15 protein-coding genes are annotated in these 18965 nt (G+C 64.5%); 7 read left to right on the top strand and 8 right to left on the bottom strand.

Annotation, left to right across the window (positions count from 1 at the left end; all coding sequences use genetic code 11):
* Positions 1-146: 146 nt before the first annotated feature.
* Complete coding sequence (locus tag BUB39_RS07695; protein WP_073052334.1) at positions 147-1037, bottom strand: LysR family transcriptional regulator; 891 nt, start codon at positions 1035-1037, stop codon at positions 147-149.
* A gap of 30 nt (positions 1038-1067) precedes the next feature.
* Positions 1068-2036 (bottom strand): thioredoxin-disulfide reductase, encoded by a 969-nt coding sequence (gene trxB, locus BUB39_RS07700; protein ID WP_073052335.1) that lies wholly within the window; start codon positions 2034-2036, stop codon positions 1068-1070.
* A 207-nt stretch (positions 2037-2243) separates the two neighbouring features.
* Here trxB and BUB39_RS07705 point away from each other — a divergent pair, with 207 nt between their 5' ends.
* Entirely contained in the window at positions 2244-2708 is a 465-nt protein-coding gene (locus BUB39_RS07705) for an Lrp/AsnC family transcriptional regulator (protein WP_073052867.1), read from the top strand.
* Here BUB39_RS07705 and aac(3) read toward each other — a convergent pair.
* From aac(3) to carB, 3 genes are all read right to left on the bottom strand, one after another.
* The gene (aac(3), locus tag BUB39_RS07710; RefSeq protein ID WP_073052336.1) at positions 2705-3517 is read right to left on the bottom strand and encodes an aminoglycoside 3-N-acetyltransferase; all 813 of its coding nucleotides are present in this window, start codon (positions 3515-3517) and stop codon (positions 2705-2707) included. The two genes, BUB39_RS07705 and aac(3), sit on opposite strands and share 4 nt — an antisense overlap.
* Positions 3518-3580: 63 nt before the next feature.
* Complete coding sequence (greA, locus tag BUB39_RS07715; RefSeq protein ID WP_073052337.1) at positions 3581-4054, bottom strand: transcription elongation factor GreA; 474 nt, start codon at positions 4052-4054, stop codon at positions 3581-3583.
* A gap of 363 nt (positions 4055-4417) precedes the next feature.
* Entirely contained in the window at positions 4418-7729 is a 3312-nt protein-coding gene (gene carB, locus BUB39_RS07720; protein WP_073052338.1) for a carbamoyl-phosphate synthase large subunit, read from the bottom strand.
* A 231-nt stretch (positions 7730-7960) separates the two neighbouring features.
* Here carB and ypfJ point away from each other — a divergent pair, with 231 nt between their 5' ends.
* The 5 genes from ypfJ to BUB39_RS07745 all read left to right on the top strand — a co-directional run bounded on the left by ypfJ (position 7961) and on the right by BUB39_RS07745 (position 12869).
* A complete protein-coding gene (gene ypfJ / locus BUB39_RS07725; RefSeq protein ID WP_073052339.1) occupies positions 7961-8890 on the top strand; it encodes a KPN_02809 family neutral zinc metallopeptidase in 930 nt (309 codons plus the stop codon).
* 6 nt (positions 8891-8896) lie between these two features.
* Positions 8897-9523, top strand: a complete 627-nt coding sequence (locus tag BUB39_RS07730) for a DUF1003 domain-containing protein (protein ID WP_073052340.1) — start codon at positions 8897-8899, stop codon at positions 9521-9523.
* A 108-nt stretch (positions 9524-9631) separates the two neighbouring features.
* Positions 9632-10099, top strand: coding sequence for a MarR family winged helix-turn-helix transcriptional regulator (locus BUB39_RS07735; protein ID WP_073052341.1), 468 nt, complete (start codon positions 9632-9634; stop codon positions 10097-10099).
* Positions 10096-11754, top strand: a complete 1659-nt coding sequence (locus tag BUB39_RS07740) for an efflux MFS transporter permease (protein WP_084526986.1) — start codon at positions 10096-10098, stop codon at positions 11752-11754. Before BUB39_RS07735 ends, BUB39_RS07740 begins: the two co-directional genes overlap by 4 nt.
* Before the next feature lie 17 nt (positions 11755-11771).
* The gene (locus BUB39_RS07745; protein WP_073052342.1) at positions 11772-12869 is read left to right on the top strand and encodes an HlyD family secretion protein; all 1098 of its coding nucleotides are present in this window, start codon (positions 11772-11774) and stop codon (positions 12867-12869) included.
* Here BUB39_RS07745 and BUB39_RS07750 read toward each other — a convergent pair.
* Positions 12866-13777: an alpha/beta hydrolase family protein gene (locus BUB39_RS07750; RefSeq protein WP_073052343.1), complete on the bottom strand. Its 912-nt coding sequence runs from the start codon at positions 13775-13777 to the stop codon at positions 12866-12868. The two genes, BUB39_RS07745 and BUB39_RS07750, sit on opposite strands and share 4 nt — an antisense overlap.
* A gap of 248 nt (positions 13778-14025) precedes the next feature.
* On the opposite strand from BUB39_RS07750, the gene BUB39_RS07755 reads away from it, so the two are divergent.
* A complete protein-coding gene (locus BUB39_RS07755) occupies positions 14026-16239 on the top strand; it encodes an OmpH family outer membrane protein (RefSeq protein WP_073052344.1) in 2214 nt (737 codons plus the stop codon).
* Positions 16240-16355: 116 nt separating this feature from the next.
* Here the strand turns inward: BUB39_RS07755 and BUB39_RS07760 are convergent, their stop codons facing one another.
* Together BUB39_RS07760 and rpoD are read right to left on the bottom strand one after the other, a co-directional pair.
* On the bottom strand, positions 16356-16646 hold the full coding sequence (locus BUB39_RS07760) for an HlyU family transcriptional regulator (protein ID WP_139251377.1): 291 nt from the start codon (positions 16644-16646) through the stop codon (positions 16356-16358).
* Positions 16647-16819: 173 nt separating this feature from the next.
* Complete coding sequence (gene rpoD / locus BUB39_RS07765) at positions 16820-18799, bottom strand: RNA polymerase sigma factor RpoD (protein WP_073052345.1); 1980 nt, start codon at positions 18797-18799, stop codon at positions 16820-16822.
* Positions 18800-18965: the final 166 nt, after the last annotated feature.

The raw sequence follows: 18965 nt of genomic DNA on the forward strand, positions 1-18965 counted from the left end.
TCCGGTTTTTTTCGGCTCAGGCGTTCCCATAGGAACGAAATTGCGCCGCCAGCCTGGAAAATGGGAGTTGGTTGATCAAGAATTTCTGCAGCGCAGCAAGCTGCATGCAATGGTGCCCAAAAAATGGGCCGCTAATAATGCTGCCTTCAGAACTGCCAGTTTTGGGCCTTGGCCAGCATGAAGTCGCGGAAAGCCGTCACGCGGGCCGAATTCTTGAGTTCCGCTGGATAGCAGAAATAGGTCGGGAAACTCGGGACCTGCGCTTCCGGCATCAGCTTCACGAGGGTCGATTCGTCCTCGATCATATAGTCGGGCAGAATCGCAATGCCGGTGCCGCGTTCCACCGCTGCCTTGATGGCGTAGATATTGTTGATGCGAACAATCGGCTCACGCGGATTGTCAGTCGACCGGCCGGCGATCTCAAGCCAGTTCACATCGCGGATATTGGGCGGGACCGGAACGCCGAAGGTGACGATGCGGTGATGATCGAGATCGTCGAGCGACTCGGGCTTGCCGAAGCGCTCGACATAAGCCGGCGCGGCATAGACGTGATAGTGCGTCGTGAACAGCCGGCGCTGGATGAGGTCTGGCTGTACCGGTTGGCGGAGACGGATTGCGACATCCGCCTGTCGCATGGTGAGATCCAGTTCCTGGTCGTCGAGGATCAGATGCAGGTTCACCTGCGGATGCAGGTCGACGAATTCGTTCAGTCGCTCCGTCAGCCAGGTGGAGCCAAGGGCCACCGTCGTCGTAATCCGCAGCGTACCCGTTGGCTTCTCGCGCGAATCCGTCAGGCGGATACGGACGCCCTCGAGCTTCATCATCACGTCCTGCGACGTTCGATAGAGCAGTTCACCCTGTTCGGACAGGATGAGGCCACGGGCATGGCGATGGAAGAGCGGTACGCCGAGATCCTGTTCGAGCGCGCTGACCTGACGGCTGACGGCTGACTGGCTCATGCCGAGCGTTTCACCCGCGTGGGTGAACGACCCGGCCTGCGCCGCCGCATGGAAAATCCGCAGTTTGTCCCAATCCATGATGCGGCCCGCCCCCCGCGGCCTTCCCGTCTATTCGGCCGCAACGGCCGTCATGTCCGCAACGGGATTTTCGGCAACCCAACGCTCGGCCTCGAGCGCCGCCATGCAGCCTTGTCCCGCCGCGGTCACCGCTTGGCGGAAAGTCTCGTCGGTGACGTCACCGGCCGCGAAGACGCCGGGAACGCTGGTCGCGGTCGAATCGGGCGCGGTCCAGATATAGCCGGACGCCTTCAACTGAAGCTGGTCGCGCACAATTTCGACGGCCGGCGCATGGCCGATGGCGATGAAGACGCCATGGGTTTCATGCTCGGTGATGACGCCGGTCTGGACATTCTTCAGCCTGAGACCGGTCACCGATGGCGGGAAGCCGGCCTTGCCAGTCACTTCCTCGATCACCGTGTTCCAGAGCACCTCGACATTGTCCTTGGCCAGCAGGCGGTTCTGCAGGATGCGCTCGGCGCGGAAGTGGTCGCGCCGGTGAATGATCGTGACCTTCCGCGCGATATGAGAAAGATAAAGCGCCTCCTCGACCGCGGTGTTGCCGCCGCCGACGACATAGACGTCCTTGCCGCGATAGAAGAAGCCGTCACAGGTGGCACAGGCTGAGACACCGAAGCCCTTGAAGCGCTGTTCGCTTTCAAGGCCGAGCCAACGTGCCTGGGCGCCGGTCGCGATGATCAGGCTGTCAGCCGTGTAGATTTCTCCGGAATCGCCCTTGAGCAGGAAGGGGCGCCGCGAGAGGTCCGCCTCGATGATGTGATCGGTCACCATGCGCGTGCCGACATGCTCGGCCTGCAGGCGCATCTGTTCCATGAGCCATGGGCCCTGGATCACATCGGCGAAGCCGGGATAATTCTCGACATCGGTAGTGATGGTGAGCTGGCCGCCGGGCTGGACGCCGGCGATGAGCAGGGGTTCCAGCATCGCGCGCGCGGCATAGATGGCGGCGGTGTAGCCGGCGGGGCCGGAACCGATGATGATGAGCTTGGCGTGTTGCATGATGCGCCTGAGATGGTGACGGCCGGCCGTTTCGTGAAGTCCGGAAGTCTAGAGGGTTGAGCACAGCGCATGCAAGGCGCCGAGCTATGCAATCCTGTGCGTTCTCGCGAACAATTGTTTCCGAATCATGGCGCAATCGGCGAGAATCGGCGAAAGCGGCGGGCCGGCGTCGCCGCGAAGCGGTTTGCTCCGGCCGGAGGCACTCGTGTGAAGGCCAATCTCGACGCCATCGACTGGAATATCCTCAAGGAATTGCAGGACGATGGTCGCATTACCAATGTCGAACTCGCGCGGCGGGTTGGCATTTCCGCGCCGCCTTGCCTGCGCCGCATGCGCGCGCTGGAAGAGGCCGGCATAGTCACCGGCTATCGCGCGCTCGTCGACGAAAAGGCGCTCGGCTTCGATGTGACGATGTTCGCGATGGTCGGACTTTCGAGCCAGGCCGAAGCCGATCTCAACGCCTTTGCAGCACGCGTCAAGGATTGGGCCGTCGTCCGTGAGTGCTACATGCTCTCGGGAGAGGCGGACTTCATCCTCAAATGCGTGGCGCCGACCCTGCGCGCGTTCCAGGGGTTCATCGAAGAGCTGACCGGCGCGGCCAATGTCGCGAGCGTCAAGACCTCGCTGACCATCCGCCGCATCAAGGACGCCCCAATCGTTCCGATCGCCTAGCTGGCGCGTCGCTCCATCCACGAAACGGCGAATGCGACGATCGGTGCCGCCTCGACGAGGATCGCTTGGGCGCTGCCGATTTGCCCGCGCGATCCGGCACCGGTCGCAAGATAGTCCTCGACGATCTCACCGAAATAGTCCGGCTCGAAGGCCGCGACGACCGGATCGCCGGTGTCGAATTCCTCGACCATCCGCCAGACGGTTCCTCCCGGCGATGCGAACGGGACCTCGACGCGGCGAATGCGCTTACCGGGGAGGCGGGCGAGATGTTCCGCGTGATGCAGCAGCGTCATCGTGTCGAGCGGCGCCCCAACATTGAGCACCTTGCCGCCGGCTGCCACCAGCTTTGCGAAGGGTGAGCCTTCGCCATAGCCATAGTCGAGTGGGTGATCGGTCGTCAGATACTCCGAACGCGCGCCGAGGGCGACGACTGACGCGCCGGGATTGCCGCTCCGCGCGGCGCCTGGCGTCGTACGGAGAAACTCCGGCAGGATGCCGTTGTGGCGGATCGCGCGGGAACGAAGCGGATCGAAGGGCGGGACATGTGGTCGCCAGTCCTCGGGCATGTGGCCGTCGGCGTCCAGCAATTCGTCATAGGCACCGTCCCAGTCAGTATAGGCGAGGATGGTCCCCTCGGTGCCGACGGTGTCGAGAAGGGCGCCGATCAGCGCGTCCGGGCCGCTCAGCAATCGTCCCACCCGCCCCATGGCTGCATGCACCATGACGGTATCGCCAGTTCGAATGCCCAGCCGCGCGCAATCGGCGGCAAGGTCGGCGCGGGTCAGAAAGGGACGGGGGCTCTCAGTCATGAAAGCAGATGCAGGCGGCAACGGGACATCCGCTCCGACAATGGCCGGAGCGGATGGAAGAGGTCAGCGGAAGCCGACTTCGAGGATCTCGTAGGAACGCTCGCCGCCCGGGGCCTGCACGGCGACTGTGTCGCCGACGGACTTGCCGATGAGGGCGCGGGAAATCGGCGAGGAGATCGAGATGCGGCCGGCCTTCACATCGGCCTCGAGATCGCCGACGATCTGATAGGTCTTCTCTTCCTCGGTGTCCTCGTCGACCAGCTTCACAGTGGCGCCGAACTTCACCGTCTTCCCAGAGAGCTTGCCGACATCGATGATCTCGGCGCGCGACAGCTTGTCCTCAAGCTCCGCGATGCGGCCCTCGTTGAGGCTCTGGGCCTCTTTGGCGGCATGATATTCCGCGTTCTCGGAAAGATCGCCATGGGCGCGCGCCTCGGAGATCGCCGCGATGATGCGCGGACGTTCCTCGGAGGATAGACGCTTCAGCTCGCGCTCGAGCGCGGCATGGCCCGGCGCCGTCATCGGAACCTTTTCCATGGTGTTCCAAGCCTTTTCTTCGTCTTGGCGCCCGCGATCTGTCCGCGAGAGCACAATATTTCCCGGCACCGGCCCTTAAGGGCCAGTCCCTTGGCGTGATCAACGACTGCGACTTAGGAAGCGCGCACCGACGCTTCAAGCGGGCGGACGCCTCCGGCCGGGCGCTGCCGCAGCAGTCCCGAACACCAAGTGTCCTCTACCAAGGCGGCGAGTGCAAGAGGCGCGACGCCGTGAAAAGGCGGCTTTGTGCCAATTAGGCCGCCCGCCATTCGGATGAAGCGGGCGGTTTCATCGTGGAATAGAGAGCCGCCTTCACGGCCGGGCCAGAGCCCGGCCGAACTTCCGGATTATGCGCGCCTTACCTCAGGCCGCGAAATAGGACTGCAGCGGGCGCACTTCAAGCACGCCGGTGGCATAAGCCTCGACGCCCTGGGAGGCGGCGACTGCTCCGGCCAGCGTTGTGTAATAGGGCACCTTGTGCTGCAGGGCGGCACGGCGCATGGCGCGGCTGTCGCCGAGCGCACGCGCGCCCTCCGTGGTGTTGAAGACAAGCTGCACGTCGCCGTTCTTGATCGCGTCGACGATATGCGGTCGGCCTTCCAGCACCTTGTTGATCTTGGCGCAGGCGATGCCGGCCTCGGTCAGGAAGCGCTGCGTCCCGCCGGTCGCGATGATGCGGAAGCCGAGCGCTTCGAGGCGGCGCATCGATTCGACGATGCCCTCCTTGTCACTGTCGCGCATCGAGACGAACACCGTGCCCGACACCGGCAATGCGTTGCCGGCGCCGAGCTGGCTCTTGGCGAAGGCGATCTCATAGTGCCGGTCGAGGCCCATGACTTCGCCGGTCGAGCGCATTTCCGGGCCGAGCAGCGTGTCGACGCCGGGAAAGCGGGCGAACGGGAACACGGCTTCCTTGACCGCAATATGGTCGTGCTTCTCGGACTTCAGGCCGAAGCTTGCGAGGCTCTCGCCGGCCATGATCCGCGCCGCGATCTTGGCCACGGGGATGCCGATCGTCTTGGCGACGAAAGGCACTGTCCGCGAGGCGCGCGGATTGACTTCGAGCACATAGATCTCGCCGTCCTTGATCGCATACTGGACGTTCATCAGGCCGCCGACCTTGAGCGCCAGCGCCAGCTTCTTCGTCTGCGCTTCGAGTTCGGCGAGCGTTGCCTCGTCGAGGGAATGCGGCGGCAGCGAGCAGGCCGAATCGCCCGAATGGATGCCGGCCTCCTCGATATGCTCCATGATTCCGGCAACGAAGACGTCCTTGCCATCGCAGAGCGCATCGACATCGATCTCGATCGCATCGGACAGGTAGCGGTCGAACAGCAGCGGGTTCTTGCCGAGCAGGGTGTTGATCTGGCCGGTCTTGTCGTTGGGATAGCGCGCCTTGACGTCTGCCGGCACCAGCTCCGGCAGCGTGCCGAGGAGATAGTCGCTGAGCGCCTCGTCCTCGCGGATCACCTGCATCGCGCGGCCGCCGAGGACATAGGACGGACGGACGACGAGCGGATAGCCGAGATCGGACACGACGAGCCGCGCCTGCTCGACAGAATAGGCAATGCCGTTCTTCGGCTGGCGGATGGCGAGCTTGACCAGAAGCTTCTGGAAGCGATCGCGGTCCTCGGCGAGGTCGATCGCGTCGGGGGAGGTGCCGAGGATCGGCACGCCGGCTGCTTCGAGCGCCGCGGCGAGCTTCAGCGGCGTCTGGCCGCCGAACTGGACGATGACGCCGTGCAGCGTGCCATTCGAGGTCTCGGTGCGGATGATTTCCAGTACGTCCTCGGCGGTCAACGGCTCGAAATACAGCCGGTCGGAAGTGTCATAGTCGGTCGAGACGGTCTCGGGATTGCAGTTGACCATGATCGCCTCGTAGCCCGCGTCGCGGAGCGCGAAGGCGGCGTGGCAGCAACAATAGTCGAACTCGATGCCCTGTCCGATCCGATTTGGACCGCCGCCGAGGATGATCACCTTCTTGGCGTCCGACGGTTCTGCCTCGCTGGCGAAATGGCCGGCGAAGGAGGTCTCGTAGGTCGAGTACATATAGGGCGTCGGCGAGGCGAACTCGGCGGCGCAGGTGTCTATGCGCTTGTAGACGGGATGCACATCGAGGCGCGTCCGCAGCGCGGCAATATCGGCCTCGTTCTTGCCGGTGAGCGAGGCGAGACGCTGGTCGGAGAAGCCCATCGCCTTCAGCCGCCTGAGGGCCGGCGCCGTCTTCGGCAGGCCATGCGTCGTAATCTTGCGCTCGGTCTCGACGATGTCGTGGATCTCGCGCAGGAACCAGCGGTCGATCTTGCAGCTGTCGTGGATCTCCTCGACGGAGAGGCCGAGCCGCATCGCCTGCGCAGCCTTCAGGAGGCGGTCAGGCGTCGGCGTGCCGAGCGCAGCGCGGATCGCGTTCTTGTCGTCGCCCTGGCCAAGGCCGGGAATCTCGGCTTCGTCGAGCCCCGAGAGGCCGGTTTCAAGGCCGCGCAGCGCCTTCTGCAGCGATTCCTGGAAGGTGCGGCCGATCGCCATGACCTCTCCGACCGACTTCATGGCGGTGGTCAGGACCGGCGAGGCCCCGGGGAACTTCTCGAAGGCGAAGCGCGGAATCTTGGTGACGACATAGTCGATGGTCGGCTCGAACGAGGCCGGGGTGGCGCCGCCGGTGATGTCATTTTCCAGCTCGTCGAGCAGATAGCCGACGGCAAGCTTCGCCGCGACCTTGGCGATCGGGAAGCCGGTCGCCTTGGAGGCGAGCGCCGAGGAGCGCGATACGCGCGGGTTCATCTCGATGACGATTAGGCGGCCGTCGTCGGGATTGACCGCGAACTGGACGTTGGAGCCGCCGGTCTCGACCCCGATCTCGCGCAGCACCGCAAGCGATGCGTCGCGCATGATCTGGTATTCCTTGTCGGTAAGCGTCAGCGCCGGCGCGACGGTGATCGAATCGCCGGTGTGGACGCCCATCGGATCGATGTTCTCGATCGAGCAGATGATGATGCAGTTGTCCGCCTTGTCGCGGACGACCTCCATCTCATACTCCTTCCAGCCGAGGACGCTTTCCTCGATCAGGACTTCATTGGTCGGCGAGGCATCGACGCCACGCTCGACGATCTCGATGAATTCCTCGCGCGTATAGGCGATGCCGCCGCCGGTGCCGCCGAGCGTGAAGGACGGGCGGATGATGGCGGGCAGGCCGATATCGTCAAGCGCGGGCAGGGCTTCGGTGAGCGAGTGGGCGAGGCGCGAGCGTGGCGTCTCCAGCCCGATCTTGGTCATCGCATCGCGAAAAAGCTCGCGGTCCTCGGCCTTGTCGATCGCCTCGGCGGTGGCGCCGATCATCTCGACGCCGAACCTCTCGAGCACGCCCATCTTCTTGAGTGAAAGCGCGGTGTTCAGCGCCGTCTGGCCGCCCATGGTCGGCAGCAGCGCATCGGGACGCTCCTTCTCGATGATCTTCGCCACGATCTCGGGCGTGATCGGCTCGATATAGGTCGCATGAGCAAGGTCGGGATCCGTCATGATCGTGGCCGGATTCGAATTGACCAGGATGATGCGGTAGCCTTCCTCCTTGAGAGCCTTGCAGGCCTGCGTCCCGGAATAGTCGAACTCGCAGGCTTGGCCGATGATGATCGGGCCGGCGCCGATGATGAGGATCGACTTGATGTCTGTGCGTTTCGGCATGTCGTCTCGCGCGTGGCAAAAAACCCGGCGCGGCGTTCCGCTCGGGTTCCTGGCTAAGGTCTTTCAGGCTAGAGCGGGCTTATAGGGGAAAAGGTGGGGAGGGGGAACCCCCGGAACCTTGCAGCCGTGACGGGCTTGATGCGCTGTGGGCAGCGGCAGTACCGTGCATTCCAGCAGGGGCGCCGCCGGAACAGTGGTCGTGGCGCGTGCCACGCTTCGGGGGATAATGATATGCGGCTCGGCGGACAGCGCGAATCCAGCAATGTCGAGGATCGCCGCGGTGATAGCGGCGGGCTCGGCGGTGGCGGCTATCGTCAGGCGGGCATGGGCAGGGGCATCCCGCTCCGCGGTGGCTCGCTCGTCACAATCGCGGTCCTGATCGGCATCGGGTATTTCGTTTTCGGGATCAATCCGCTCCAGATGTTGGCCATGTTGACGGGCGGCGACAGCTATACACAGAGCGAAAGCACCCAGCCATCATCACCATCGACTCCTTCCCAGACCTCGACCAATGGCGGCGCGTCCGACGCCGGCAAGACCTTCGTCGCCAAGGTGCTGGGAAGCACCGAGGATGTCTGGACCGATATCTTCGCCGCCAGCAATCGCAGCTACAAGCCAACGCCGCTGGTGCTGTTTAGCGGCCAGATCGGTTCGGCCTGCGGTGCGGCCAGCGCCGCTTCGGGTCCGTTCTATTGCCCGAACGATGGCAAGGTCTATATCGACCTGGCCTTCTATGACGAGCTCAAGAGTCGCTTCGGCGCGCCGGGCGATTTCGCGCAGGCCTATGTGATCGCGCATGAGGTTGGCCATCACGTGCAGGATCTCATCGGCGTGTTGCCCGAATTCAACCGCCAGCGCCAGTCGGCCAGCCGCTCCGAGGCCAACGAAATGTCAGTGCGCGTCGAACTGCAGGCCGACTGCTTCGCCGGGATCTGGGCCAACAAGACGGACCAGAAGGGCATGCTGGAGGCAGGTGACATCGACGAGGCGCTGAATGCCGCGACGCAGATCGGCGACGACACCATCCAAAAGCGCAGCCAGGGCTATGTTGTGCCGGACAGCTTCACGCACGGCACCTCGGCTCAGCGGAGCGCCTGGTTCAAGCGCGGCTATCAAACTGGCGACATGAAGTCCTGCGACACGTTTTCGGGCGATATCTAGGCGCAGATGAGCGATCTCGCGATCCGCGAGCTGGCCGAACGGCTGCTCGCCAATGGCACGGCCAGCCTCTCGGCGCATGATCGCAAATTGCTGGAGCAGGTGGCGCGTCGCCAGACTGTGACGCGCAACGTCAACCGCGAATTCGAACAACAGCTTACCTTCGGTGAGCGACTGTCCGATCAGGTTGCGGCGATCGGCGGGTCCTGGGGCTTCATCGTCGCCTTCGGCCTCATCATTCTCGGATGGGTCGCTCTGAACTCCATCCTGCTCGTCGAATGGGGGCGACCCTTCGATCCCTATCCCTATATCTTTCTCAACTTGATGCTTTCGATGGTTGCTGCGATTCAGGCGCCGATCATCATGATGTCGCAGAACAGACAGGCCAATAAGGACCGTCTGGCTGCGCAGCTCGATTATGAAGTCAATCTCCGGTCCGAGATCGAGATCGCGGAATTGCGTGAAAAGCTTGAGCACCTGCGCACAAACGAGCTGACGACGATTCTCTCGCGCATAGAGAGCGCCCTTGGCGAGCACTTTGCCGAAGACGAGGCGCGGGAGGCCCGGTTGGCTGAAGCGGCCGCGGCAATCGCGGTCGAGGCGCTGGCTCCTGGTCACAAGCCGAACGCCCCCTGAAGATAACCACCACGGAAATTACAAGTCGAGCATATGATATGCTTGACTTATGAAAATTGAGGTCGATATGTAGGTAACTACAATTAAGGCGTCCTATTCGAGATCACCATGGCAGTTCCCACGGATTTCCTCGCTACGCTGTCGCAAGTCAGCCGCTTGTTGCGCACCTATTGCGACCAGCGGTTCCGGCGTCTCGACCTGACGCTTGCCCGCGGCCGCGTCATGCTCCAGCTCGCCAAGGCGCGCAGCACCATGACGCAGACCGAGCTGACGGCGCTGCTCGATGTCGAGCATCCGACCGCCGTTCGCCTCTTCGATGGCCTCGAGCAGGCCCATCTGATCGAGCGCCGCGCGGTTGTCGGTGATCGCCGCGCCAAGGAGATCGTGCTCACCGAGACCGGCCGGCCCGTCGCAGAGCGCGTTTCCATCGCGATCGATGAGATCGCCGCCGCTGTCGTCGCGGGCATCGATCCGGGCGAACTAGCAATTGCCGACCGCGTCCTGACGCAGATTCTCGCCAATATCGCGGGGCTGGCGCGCGAGGCCGACATCCGCTCCGCCGAGGTCGCCCAATGAGCGCTGCACTTGCCCTTGCACCGGAGGAGGAGACCCCGCGGCAACCTCTGCCCGTCGCGACCCCGCCTGCCGCACCTCTTCCGGCGACGGCTGCGATCCCGGCCTGGCGCGTCGTCCTCTATGGCGCGGCCTCGGTCTTCCTCGGCGTGACGCAGGGTCTCGGCATCAACCTCGTCACTGCCAATCTTTCCGGCATCCAAGGCTCGCTCGGCGTCACGCAGATCGAAAGCAACTGGCTGATTGCGGCTTATATGTCGACCAACCTGGCCGGTACGATCCTGCTCTACAAGGTGCGTACCGAGTTCGGCCTTCGCCGCTTCGCGGAGCTGGGCCTGCTCGTCTATGTGCTGGTGACGGCGGCTCATCTTTTCGCGGACGATCTCAGATCCGCTGTCGTGGTGCGGGCCGCGATGGGCGTCGCCGCCGCGCCGCTGTCGACGCTTGCCTTCTTCTACATGCTTGAAGTGATGAAGCCGGCGAAGAAGCTGACCGTTGGCATCTGCTTCGGCTTGCTCGGCGGTCAGATCGCCGTCCCGCTCGCGCGCGTCATCTCGCCGGATCTGCTCGAGCTCGGACGTTGGCATGGCCTCTATCTGCTTGAGACGGGCCTTGCTCTGATGAGCCTCGCCATCGTCTTCCTGCTGCCGATCAGCCATCCGCCGCGTCAGAAAGTGTTCGATCGCCTCGATCTCCTCAGCTTCCCGTTGCTGGCGATCGGCTCCGGCGCCTTTGCCGTGCTGTTGACCCTCGGCCGGCTCTACTGGTGGTTCGACACGCCGTGGCTCGGCGTTCTCGCTGCCATTGGCATTCTGGCGCTGACCGCTGTGCTGATCCTCGAATCGCAGCGTGCTCATCCGATGATCGACCTCAAATGGCTGTCCAGTTCGGAAATGCTGATCTTCGCCGGATCGCTGCTGGTCTTCCGCCTGCTGCTGGCCGAACAGACGACAGGCGTGGTCGGCCTCTTCACCTCGCTCGGGCTTTTGAACGATCAGCTCGCGATGCTCTACTGGATCATCCTCGGCGCGACAGTGAGCGGACTCGTCGTCACCAGCCTGCTGATGGGACCGGGTCGCACACCGGCCATCCACCTGACCGCGCTGGTGCTGATCGCCTCCGCCGCCTTCCTCGATTCGCACGCGACCAATCTTTCGCGGCCAGCGCAGTTCTATGTCACGCAGGCCATGATGGCCTTTGCCGGCGCCATGTTCCTGCCACCCGCCCTTCAGGTCGGCTTCGGACAGGCGCTGGCGCGCGGCGGCAATGCGATCGTCAGTTTTCTGATCGTCTTCATCGGCACGCAGACGCTTGGCGGCCTTATCGGCTCGGCCGCGCTCGGCACTTTCGTCACCATGCGTGAGAAGTTCCATTCCAGCGCGCTCGTTGAGCATCTGACGGCGGTCAACCCGTTCGTCGTCCAGCGGGTCCAGGCCTATGCAGGCGCCTATGGCAAGGTGCTGTCAGACCCCGCGCTGCGCAGCGCCGAAGGGGCCATCCTGCTCGGCAGGGCCGCAACGCAGGAGGCAACCGTCCTCGCCTACGACGATCTCTTCCTGCTGATCGCCGTGCTCGCTGTCTGCGCCATGTTCGTCCTGATCTCCCATCAGATCGTCATCTCCTGGCGCGCCGCACCGCCAGCCCTGGCGAGCGTTTGAAACCAAGAAGAACCATCATGTCCAAATTCTTCCGTTCCAAGATCCCTTATGTCATCGGCCTTGCCGGCATCGCCGGCGCGCTGCTGGTCCTTTATGCCTGGCAACTGCCACCCTTCAATTCGACCGTTGTCTCGACGGATAATGCCTATGTGCGCGGCCAGGTGACGCTGCTATCGGCACAGGGCGCCGGGACGGTCACGGCCGTTCATGTCCGCGACTATCAGCCGGTGAGACAGGGCGACGTCCTGGTCGAGATCGACGACCGCACGGCGCATGAGCAACTGGCGTCTGCCGAGGCCGGGCTCCAGACGGCGAAGGCGTCGCTCGACAGCTTCTCGGCCAACCGCGCTGCCAAGGTCGCGAGCCTCGACCTCGCCAAGGCGCAACTGCTGAGCGCCGAGGCCGGGCTCGAGAAAGCGAAGCTTGATTCAACACGCACGGCCTCGCTGGTCACAAAGGGCATCACGTCGCAGTCGACGGGCGATCAGGCCCATGTCGCGTTGCAGCAGGCTGACGCGGCCGTTGCGCAGGCCAATGCCAATATCGGAATCGCCGAACAGAACGTGGCTCTGGTCGACGCGGGTCGCCCCTCGCTGGAGGCAGCGGTTGCGAGCGCGGAAGCGGCGGTCTCGCTTGCGAGGATCACGCTCGGCAATCTGAAGGTCGTGGCACCGGTCGATGGACGCCTCGGAGAGGTTGGCGTTCGCGTCGGCCAGTATGTCGCCGCCGGCACCTCACTCACGTCAGTGACGCCCGATGCCGCCTGGGTCATCGCCAACTTCAAGGAGACGCAAGTCGGCCGCATGGCCGTCGGCCAGCCGGCCCGCTTCACGGTCGATGCGCTCGTCAGACAAACCTTCACGGGCCGGGTCATCCATTTCGCCCCGGCCGCAGGCTCGGAGTTCAGCGTCATCAAGGCCGACAATGCGACGGGCAACTTCACCAAGGTGCCGCAACGCATCTCGGCCCGAATCGAGATCGACCCCGGCCAGGCGGCTGCCGATGGCCTGCGGCCCGGCATGTCTGTCGTCGTGACGGTGGATACGTCGGCCGCCGCCGATGCAACGCTGGCCGCAGCGGACGAGCCGGCCGAGCAGATCTCGGAACTGCGCTAGTAGCCGTCGACCTGGAGCATCCAGTTGATCGTGGCGCGCCAGTCAGTCATGCGAATCGGCGTGCCGTGACTGCCGGTCTGGAACAGCACGAATTTCGACGGGTAGCCGGGCACTGCATTGCGGATCTGCTCGAAGAAGCCGGCCTGATCCTGCCAGGCGAAGACGTTGTCATCGCTGCCATGGCCGAAATAGAGCGGTATGGGCCTTCCACGCTTCAACGCCGCGCTCGACAGGAAGCCCTCGTCGGGCATCGTGCCCATCAGCAGCATGCCGGAAAGCAGCGAGGAGGCCTGCGGGTCGTCGGCGAGCGCCCAGCACAGCTTCCCGCCATAGGAGCCGCAGGCGAGGAAGATCGGCGCGCCGGGTGAGAGACGCGCATATTGCATCATCAACGCCTTGACGTCGGCCGCTCCCTTGGCGCCAAAATCGGTGAAATCAGGCGAGAGATAGACGCCGCCCGCTTTGACAACCATGTTCTTGATGCGGTTGAAATTGCCGCCAAAGCTCCAGTCGTCGGCGCCGAGGAAGCGCGTTCCGTTCTGGCCGTGCAGGAAGACCACGATCATCGAGGCCGGCTTGTCAGCGGGGCCGACGACCACCGTTCGCAGGTTCCGGCCACCGCCCCCCTTGTAGTCGACATGGCGCTGCTGCCAGTTCACGCCTGTGTCGACATATTTCCACTGCACCTTCTTTTCCGGCACCTCGTCGCGGACATGGATGTCGCGTTGCTTGTCATAGGCAACGACGACGAAGTCCCCGTCATTCTGCGTCTGCAGAATGCCCGGAAAGGCGAACAGCTGATCCTTCTGCGGCGGAAGGCGGAGCGGCGCGGCGACCGCAGCCGAAGCCGCGAAGGACGCGGCGAGGACGAGGGTGGCGATCACGCGGAGACGTTGGCGGAAGAGCATTGGAGGTTCCGATGGTGGGGTCGGCTCGCGTTAGGATCGCATCAGCGGCGTTCGACGCCAAGCTCTGGCGACAACGGCTGCCCGGCCCCGCCATTCAGGCCCCGTTCAGCCGCATTGCCGCATGCATGCCGCCAGTTTCGCCGCAGAGCGCCTTACGACTGTCGTGCCGTCGCCGCTTTGTTGGTGCCTCCTCGGGAGCGAATCGGCCCGTCGGGGTTTGAACGGCGGGCAACAAAGGATGGTGTCGCATGAATATTTGGGGTCTTGCAGGAGCTGCCGTTATCGGTGGTGTCGCGGTTGCCAGTGCGGGCGTTCTGACCGGTGTGATCGAGGTTCCTTATTCGATCCAGATCGCGCCGAAGAATCCGCCGGCGCCAGCGCCCGAACCGGTCGCGGAAGCGCCGCAGGCGCAAGCGGAAACGCCGGCAGCGACGCCCGTCGCGCAGCCGGCGAAGCCGTTGCCCGTCGCTCAAACCGCTGCTGTGACGCCACCGCGCCCCCGTCCGCGCCCCGTGACGGTAAAGCCGGCTCCGTCTCCGATCCCCGTAGCCAGCGCGCCGTATCAGGCAAATCAGCCCACCGGCGATATCGACTATTTCTTCGACGCGCTGGCGCCTTACGGCCAGTGGGTTGCGGACCGCGCCTATGGCTATGTGTTCGTGCCGGACCGGCGCGGTGCCGGCTGGCGGCCTTATCAGGAGGGACAGTGGGTCTGGACCGATGACTATGGCTGGTATTGGCAGTCGAACGAGCCCTTTGGCTGGGCGACCTATCACTACGGTCGCTGGGACTACAGCCCGGCTTATGGCTGGTTCTGGGTGCCGGGCGACGTCTGGTCGCCGGCCTGGGTGACGTTCCGCACCGGCGGCGGCTCTGTCGGCTGGGCTCCCGTCGCGCCCGACCGGAAGGGCTATGCATATGGCATGCCGCGCCGCTATCAGCCGCCCGTGGCCGAAAGCTGGGTCTTCGTCGATCAGCGCGCCTTTGGCGGTGCCGATATCGGCCGCCGCGCGGTTCCGATCGACGAGATCGGCGACTATCTCGGCCGTGCCCAGGATGTCCGCCGGCCGCGCTGGCAGGACGGTCGCTTCTACAATGACCCCGTCGGTCGACCGTCGCAGCCCTCGCGCGAAATCGTCTATGTCGACCAGCAGGACGATATCTTCGAGGACAACCGCAGCGGCCGCATCGGCGTGTTTCGGCCACAGATTGACGACGGCAATTTCAACCGTCGACCGGACCGCTACGTCAACGACGTGCCGCGCGAGGACCGCAGCCTGATCCGTCAATTCGTTCCTCAGAGCGGCTCGGGCACCGATGCCGTTTCGGCGGCGCTGCTGTCGGTGCTCGCGCCTGCCGAACGGCAGACGCTCGATGACAGCCGCCAGCAAGATGGCGGCGCGTGGCAGGCCGAGATCAACCGGCTCAATGCCGAGAAGGCGGCGCTCGTCGAGCAGCAGCGCCAAGCCTCCGCGAGCCGCCAGACCGAGATCGACGCGGCCGTGAAGAAGGCCGAGGCGGAGCGTCAGGCGCAGCAGGACCAGTTGCGCAAGGAGCGTGAGGCGAGGGCGCAGTCCGTTCTTGAGAAGGTGGCGGCGGAGCCAAAGCCCCAGCCGCCAGCCGGCCAACAGCCGCCGCAGCCCGATCAGCCGCAGCCGCCGCGTGCCGAACCGTCGACACCTGCTGAGCCTGCGCCTCCGCCGCCTGCGGCCCCAGCCGCGCCGAGCATCCCGCCTCCGCCGCCCGCGCCGGCATCTGAGCCCGCGCCGGCAAGTCCGAAGCCGCCGAAGCGCGAAAGGCCGGTTGAACAGCCCGCGAGCCAACCCCAGCCGCCGGCGCCTGCTGCCGAGGCAGCGCCGCAGCCCGAAGCCGTTCCGCCGGCCGAGCAGCCTCCCGCGCGGCCGAAGCGCCAGAAGCCGGCCGAGCAGGCTGTACCGCCGCCAGAGCCGCCAGCGCCTGCCGCCGAGCCAGAGTCACCCCCACAGCCAGAGGCCGCTCCGCCCGGGGAGGCTGCGCCTCAGCCTGAGCCTCCGGCACCGGCTGCCGAGCCAGCACCGCAGCCCGAAGCTGTTCCGCCGGCTGAAGAGCGACCCGCAAGGCCGAAGCGTCAGAAGCCGCCGGAACAGGCCGCGCCGCAGCCCGAGGCTCCCCCGCCGGCAGCGGAGCCGACACCGTCGCCCGAGCCGCCGGCACCGGCCGCCGAGCCAGCACCGCAGCCCGAACCCGCTCCGCCGGCCGCAGAGCCAGCGCGACAGCCAGAACCGCCGGCGCCTGCGGCTGAGCCCGTGCCGCAGCCCGAGGCGCCGGCGCCGGCCGCCGAGCCAGCGCCGCAGCCCGAGGCTGCTCCGCCGGTCGGAGAGGCGCCGAGAGGCGAACGGGGCGGTGAGCGGCCGAACAAGCATCGCGAGAGCTGCCCGGAGGGCATGGTCGCTCAGCCGGATGGCGGTTGCGCCGCGCCCTGACCGGACGAAAAAACGGGCCGGCGCATGACGCCGGCCCGAACAGGCAGAACTCAAATTCGGTTGTACCCGGGCGAACCGAGTGCCGCGTGGTCTAGTTCATCAAGCGCGCTGGTTCGTCAACCGAGATCGACGTAGATGCGATCACCTTGTTCGTCGATGATCTGCTGTCCCTTGATGATGATCAGCGCAACGGCGTCTTCGCGGCTCGCATGCTTGTCGACGCGCACGAAGCGGTAGCTCTTCAGCGTCCCGCCAATCTCCTTTTCGATGAGGCCGGCAGTCTGGTACTGCGCGCCCGCCTTCATCGGTGTCGGGCGGATGACATGGCCCTTATATTCGACGCCCTCGTCCGACGATGTGTCCTGCTTGTCCTTGCCGCCAAACAGGCCTTTCAGAAATCCAATCATCGGCCGCGCTCCTCACTCGCAATCACTGGTTCTTGGTCGGTCCTGCACCGTCTGCCATGCGCGCCGCGTTCGAGACATGCGGGCGGAGCGACCGCACAGGGGCTCAAGCCATCCTAAATAAGAAAGGCCGCCCTCGCGAGCGGCCTTTCGATCAAGCGTCGATATTGAAACGCCTAGTTGTCGAGGAAGCTCCGCAGCTTGCGCGAGCGGCTCGGGTGCTTGAGCTTGCGCAGCGCCTTCGCCTCGATCTGGCGGATGCGCTCACGCGTCACCGAGAACTGCTGGCCAACTTCTTCCAGCGTGTGATCGGTGTTCATGCCGATGCCGAAGCGCATGCGCAGCACGCGTTCTTCGCGCGGCGTCAGCGACGCCAGCACGCGCGTCGTCGTCTCGCGCAGGTTCGACTGGATCGCCGCGTCGATCGGCAGGATCGCCATCTTGTCTTCGATGAAGTCGCCGAGATGCGAATCCTCCTCGTCGCCGATCGGCGTCTCGAGGCTGATCGGCTCCTTGGCGATCTTCAGGACCTTGCGGACCTTTTCGAGCGGCATCGCCAGCTTCTCGGCCAGCTCTTCCGGCGTCGGCTCGCGGCCGATCTCATGCAGCATCTGGCGCGAGGTACGGACGATCTTGTTGATCGTCTCGATCATGTGCACGGGGATGCGGATCGTGCGGGCCTGGTCGGCGATCGAACGGGTGATCGCCTGGCGAATCCACCAGGTGGCATAGGTCGAGAACTTATAGCCGCGGCGATACTCGAACTTGTCGACCGCCTTCATCAGGCCGATATTGCCTTCCTGAATGAGATCAAGGAACTGCAGGCCGCGGTTCGTGTATTTCTTCGCGATTGAGATCACGAGGCGGAGATTGGCCTCGACCATCTCCTTCTTGGCCTGACGTGCTTCCTTCTCGCCCTTCTGCACCATGTGCACGATGCGGCGATATTCAAACGGCTCTAGACCAGTCTCGGTCGCCATCTGCTGGATCTCGCCGCGCAATTCGCGGATCCGGTCCTTGCCGTTGGTGACGAAGTCCTTCCAGCCGCGGCCGCCGAGATTGGCGATGCGACGGAGCCAATTCGGATCAAGCTCAGAGCCCTGGTATTCGCGCAGGAATTCCTCGCGCGAAACACGGTAGCTCTCGGCGAGACGGAGCAGTTTGCCCTCGGAGGTGATGAGACGCTTGTTGATGTCGTAAAGCTGCTCGACCAGCGAATCGATGCGGTGCTGGTTGAGCGACAGCGACTTCACCTCGACGATGATGTCGTCCTTGAGCTTCTTGTAGCGACGCTCCTGCGAGGGCGAGAGCGTCTCGTTCTTGAGACGGCCTTCGACGAGCTGGTCCTGCAGGCGGCGCAGCTTCTTGTAGTTCTCGGCGACGTTCTCGAAGGTCTCGACGACCTTCGGCTTCAGCTCGGCCTCCATGGCGGCGAGCGACATGTTGTTTTCCATGTCGTCTTCGTCGTCGCCTTCGCCTTCCGTGGGGATCGGCGGCTCGGCCTCTTCGCTTTCCTCGGTGAATTCGCCGCCCGGGCCGGCGATCGGCGCGTTCTTGGCGTCGGGGCCGGCATAGGTCGCTTCGAGGTCGATGATGTCGCGCAGGAGAATTTTGCCCTCGGCAAGCTCCTCTTTCCAGATGATGATGGCCTGGAAAGTCAGCGGGCTTTCGCAGAGCCCGGCGATCATCGTCTCGCGGCCAGCTTCGATGCGCTTCGCAATGGCAATTTCGCCCTCGCGCGACAGCAGTTCCACCGAGCCCATTTCGCGCAGATACATGCGGACGGGGTCGTCGGTGCGGTCGGTCGGCTCGCGCGCAGTCGTCGTCTTCGCGACGGCGGTGCCGGTCGATTCGGCGAGTTCGCCAGCCTCTTCCTCCGCGTCGGCGGCCGTTTCCTCGGCCTCCTCGACTTCGTCCGCCTCGATGACGTTGATGCCCATTTCCGAGAGCATCGAGAGAATATCCTCGATCTGCTCGGAACCGACCTGTTCGGACGGCAGCACGGAATTCAGTTCGTCATAGGTGACGAATCCGCGCTTCTTGGCGACCTTGATCATCCGCTTGACGGCGGCATCGGAGAGGTCCAGAAGCGGTCCGTCCTGGGGCTCGGACGTCGCCTCCTGGGCCTCTTCGTTCTCCTGAACCTTCGTCGCCATGCTCTTCTCCGTATGAGCGGGGCGGGGCGCCAGTCGATCACCGTCGCGCCCGCAAACCGCCGATTTAGTGCAACGGCCTCGGGATGAAACTCCCGGACCGCGAATCGCCTTCGTCAGAAATAGGCTTCGTGTCTTAAGTGACGCCTAACCATCCGGTTCATCCGGG

Origin of the sequence: Kaistia soli DSM 19436 (assembly GCF_900129325.1) — a bacterium.
GTDB classification, from domain to species: Bacteria; Pseudomonadota; Alphaproteobacteria; order Rhizobiales; family Kaistiaceae; genus Kaistia; species Kaistia soli.

Coding starts and splice junctions, on each gene's coding strand:
- BUB39_RS07695 (WP_073052334.1), bottom strand. CDS start 1,037: ATGGATTGGGACAAACTGCGGATTTTCCATGCGGCGGCGCAGGCCGGG.
- trxB (WP_073052335.1), bottom strand. CDS start 2,036: ATGCAACACGCCAAGCTCATCATCATCGGTTCCGGCCCCGCCGGCTAC.
- greA (WP_073052337.1), bottom strand. CDS start 4,054: ATGGAAAAGGTTCCGATGACGGCGCCGGGCCATGCCGCGCTCGAGCGC.
- carB (WP_073052338.1), bottom strand. CDS start 7,729: ATGCCGAAACGCACAGACATCAAGTCGATCCTCATCATCGGCGCCGGC.
- ypfJ (WP_073052339.1), top strand. CDS start 7,961: ATGCGGCTCGGCGGACAGCGCGAATCCAGCAATGTCGAGGATCGCCGC.
- BUB39_RS07730 (WP_073052340.1), top strand. CDS start 8,897: ATGAGCGATCTCGCGATCCGCGAGCTGGCCGAACGGCTGCTCGCCAAT.
- BUB39_RS07735 (WP_073052341.1), top strand. CDS start 9,632: ATGGCAGTTCCCACGGATTTCCTCGCTACGCTGTCGCAAGTCAGCCGC.
- BUB39_RS07740 (WP_084526986.1), top strand. CDS start 10,096: ATGAGCGCTGCACTTGCCCTTGCACCGGAGGAGGAGACCCCGCGGCAA.
- BUB39_RS07745 (WP_073052342.1), top strand. CDS start 11,772: ATGTCCAAATTCTTCCGTTCCAAGATCCCTTATGTCATCGGCCTTGCC.
- BUB39_RS07750 (WP_073052343.1), bottom strand. CDS start 13,777: ATGCTCTTCCGCCAACGTCTCCGCGTGATCGCCACCCTCGTCCTCGCC.
- BUB39_RS07755 (WP_073052344.1), top strand. CDS start 14,026: ATGAATATTTGGGGTCTTGCAGGAGCTGCCGTTATCGGTGGTGTCGCG.
- BUB39_RS07760 (WP_139251377.1), bottom strand. CDS start 16,646: ATGATTGGATTTCTGAAAGGCCTGTTTGGCGGCAAGGACAAGCAGGAC.
- rpoD (WP_073052345.1), bottom strand. CDS start 18,799: ATGGCGACGAAGGTTCAGGAGAACGAAGAGGCCCAGGAGGCGACGTCC.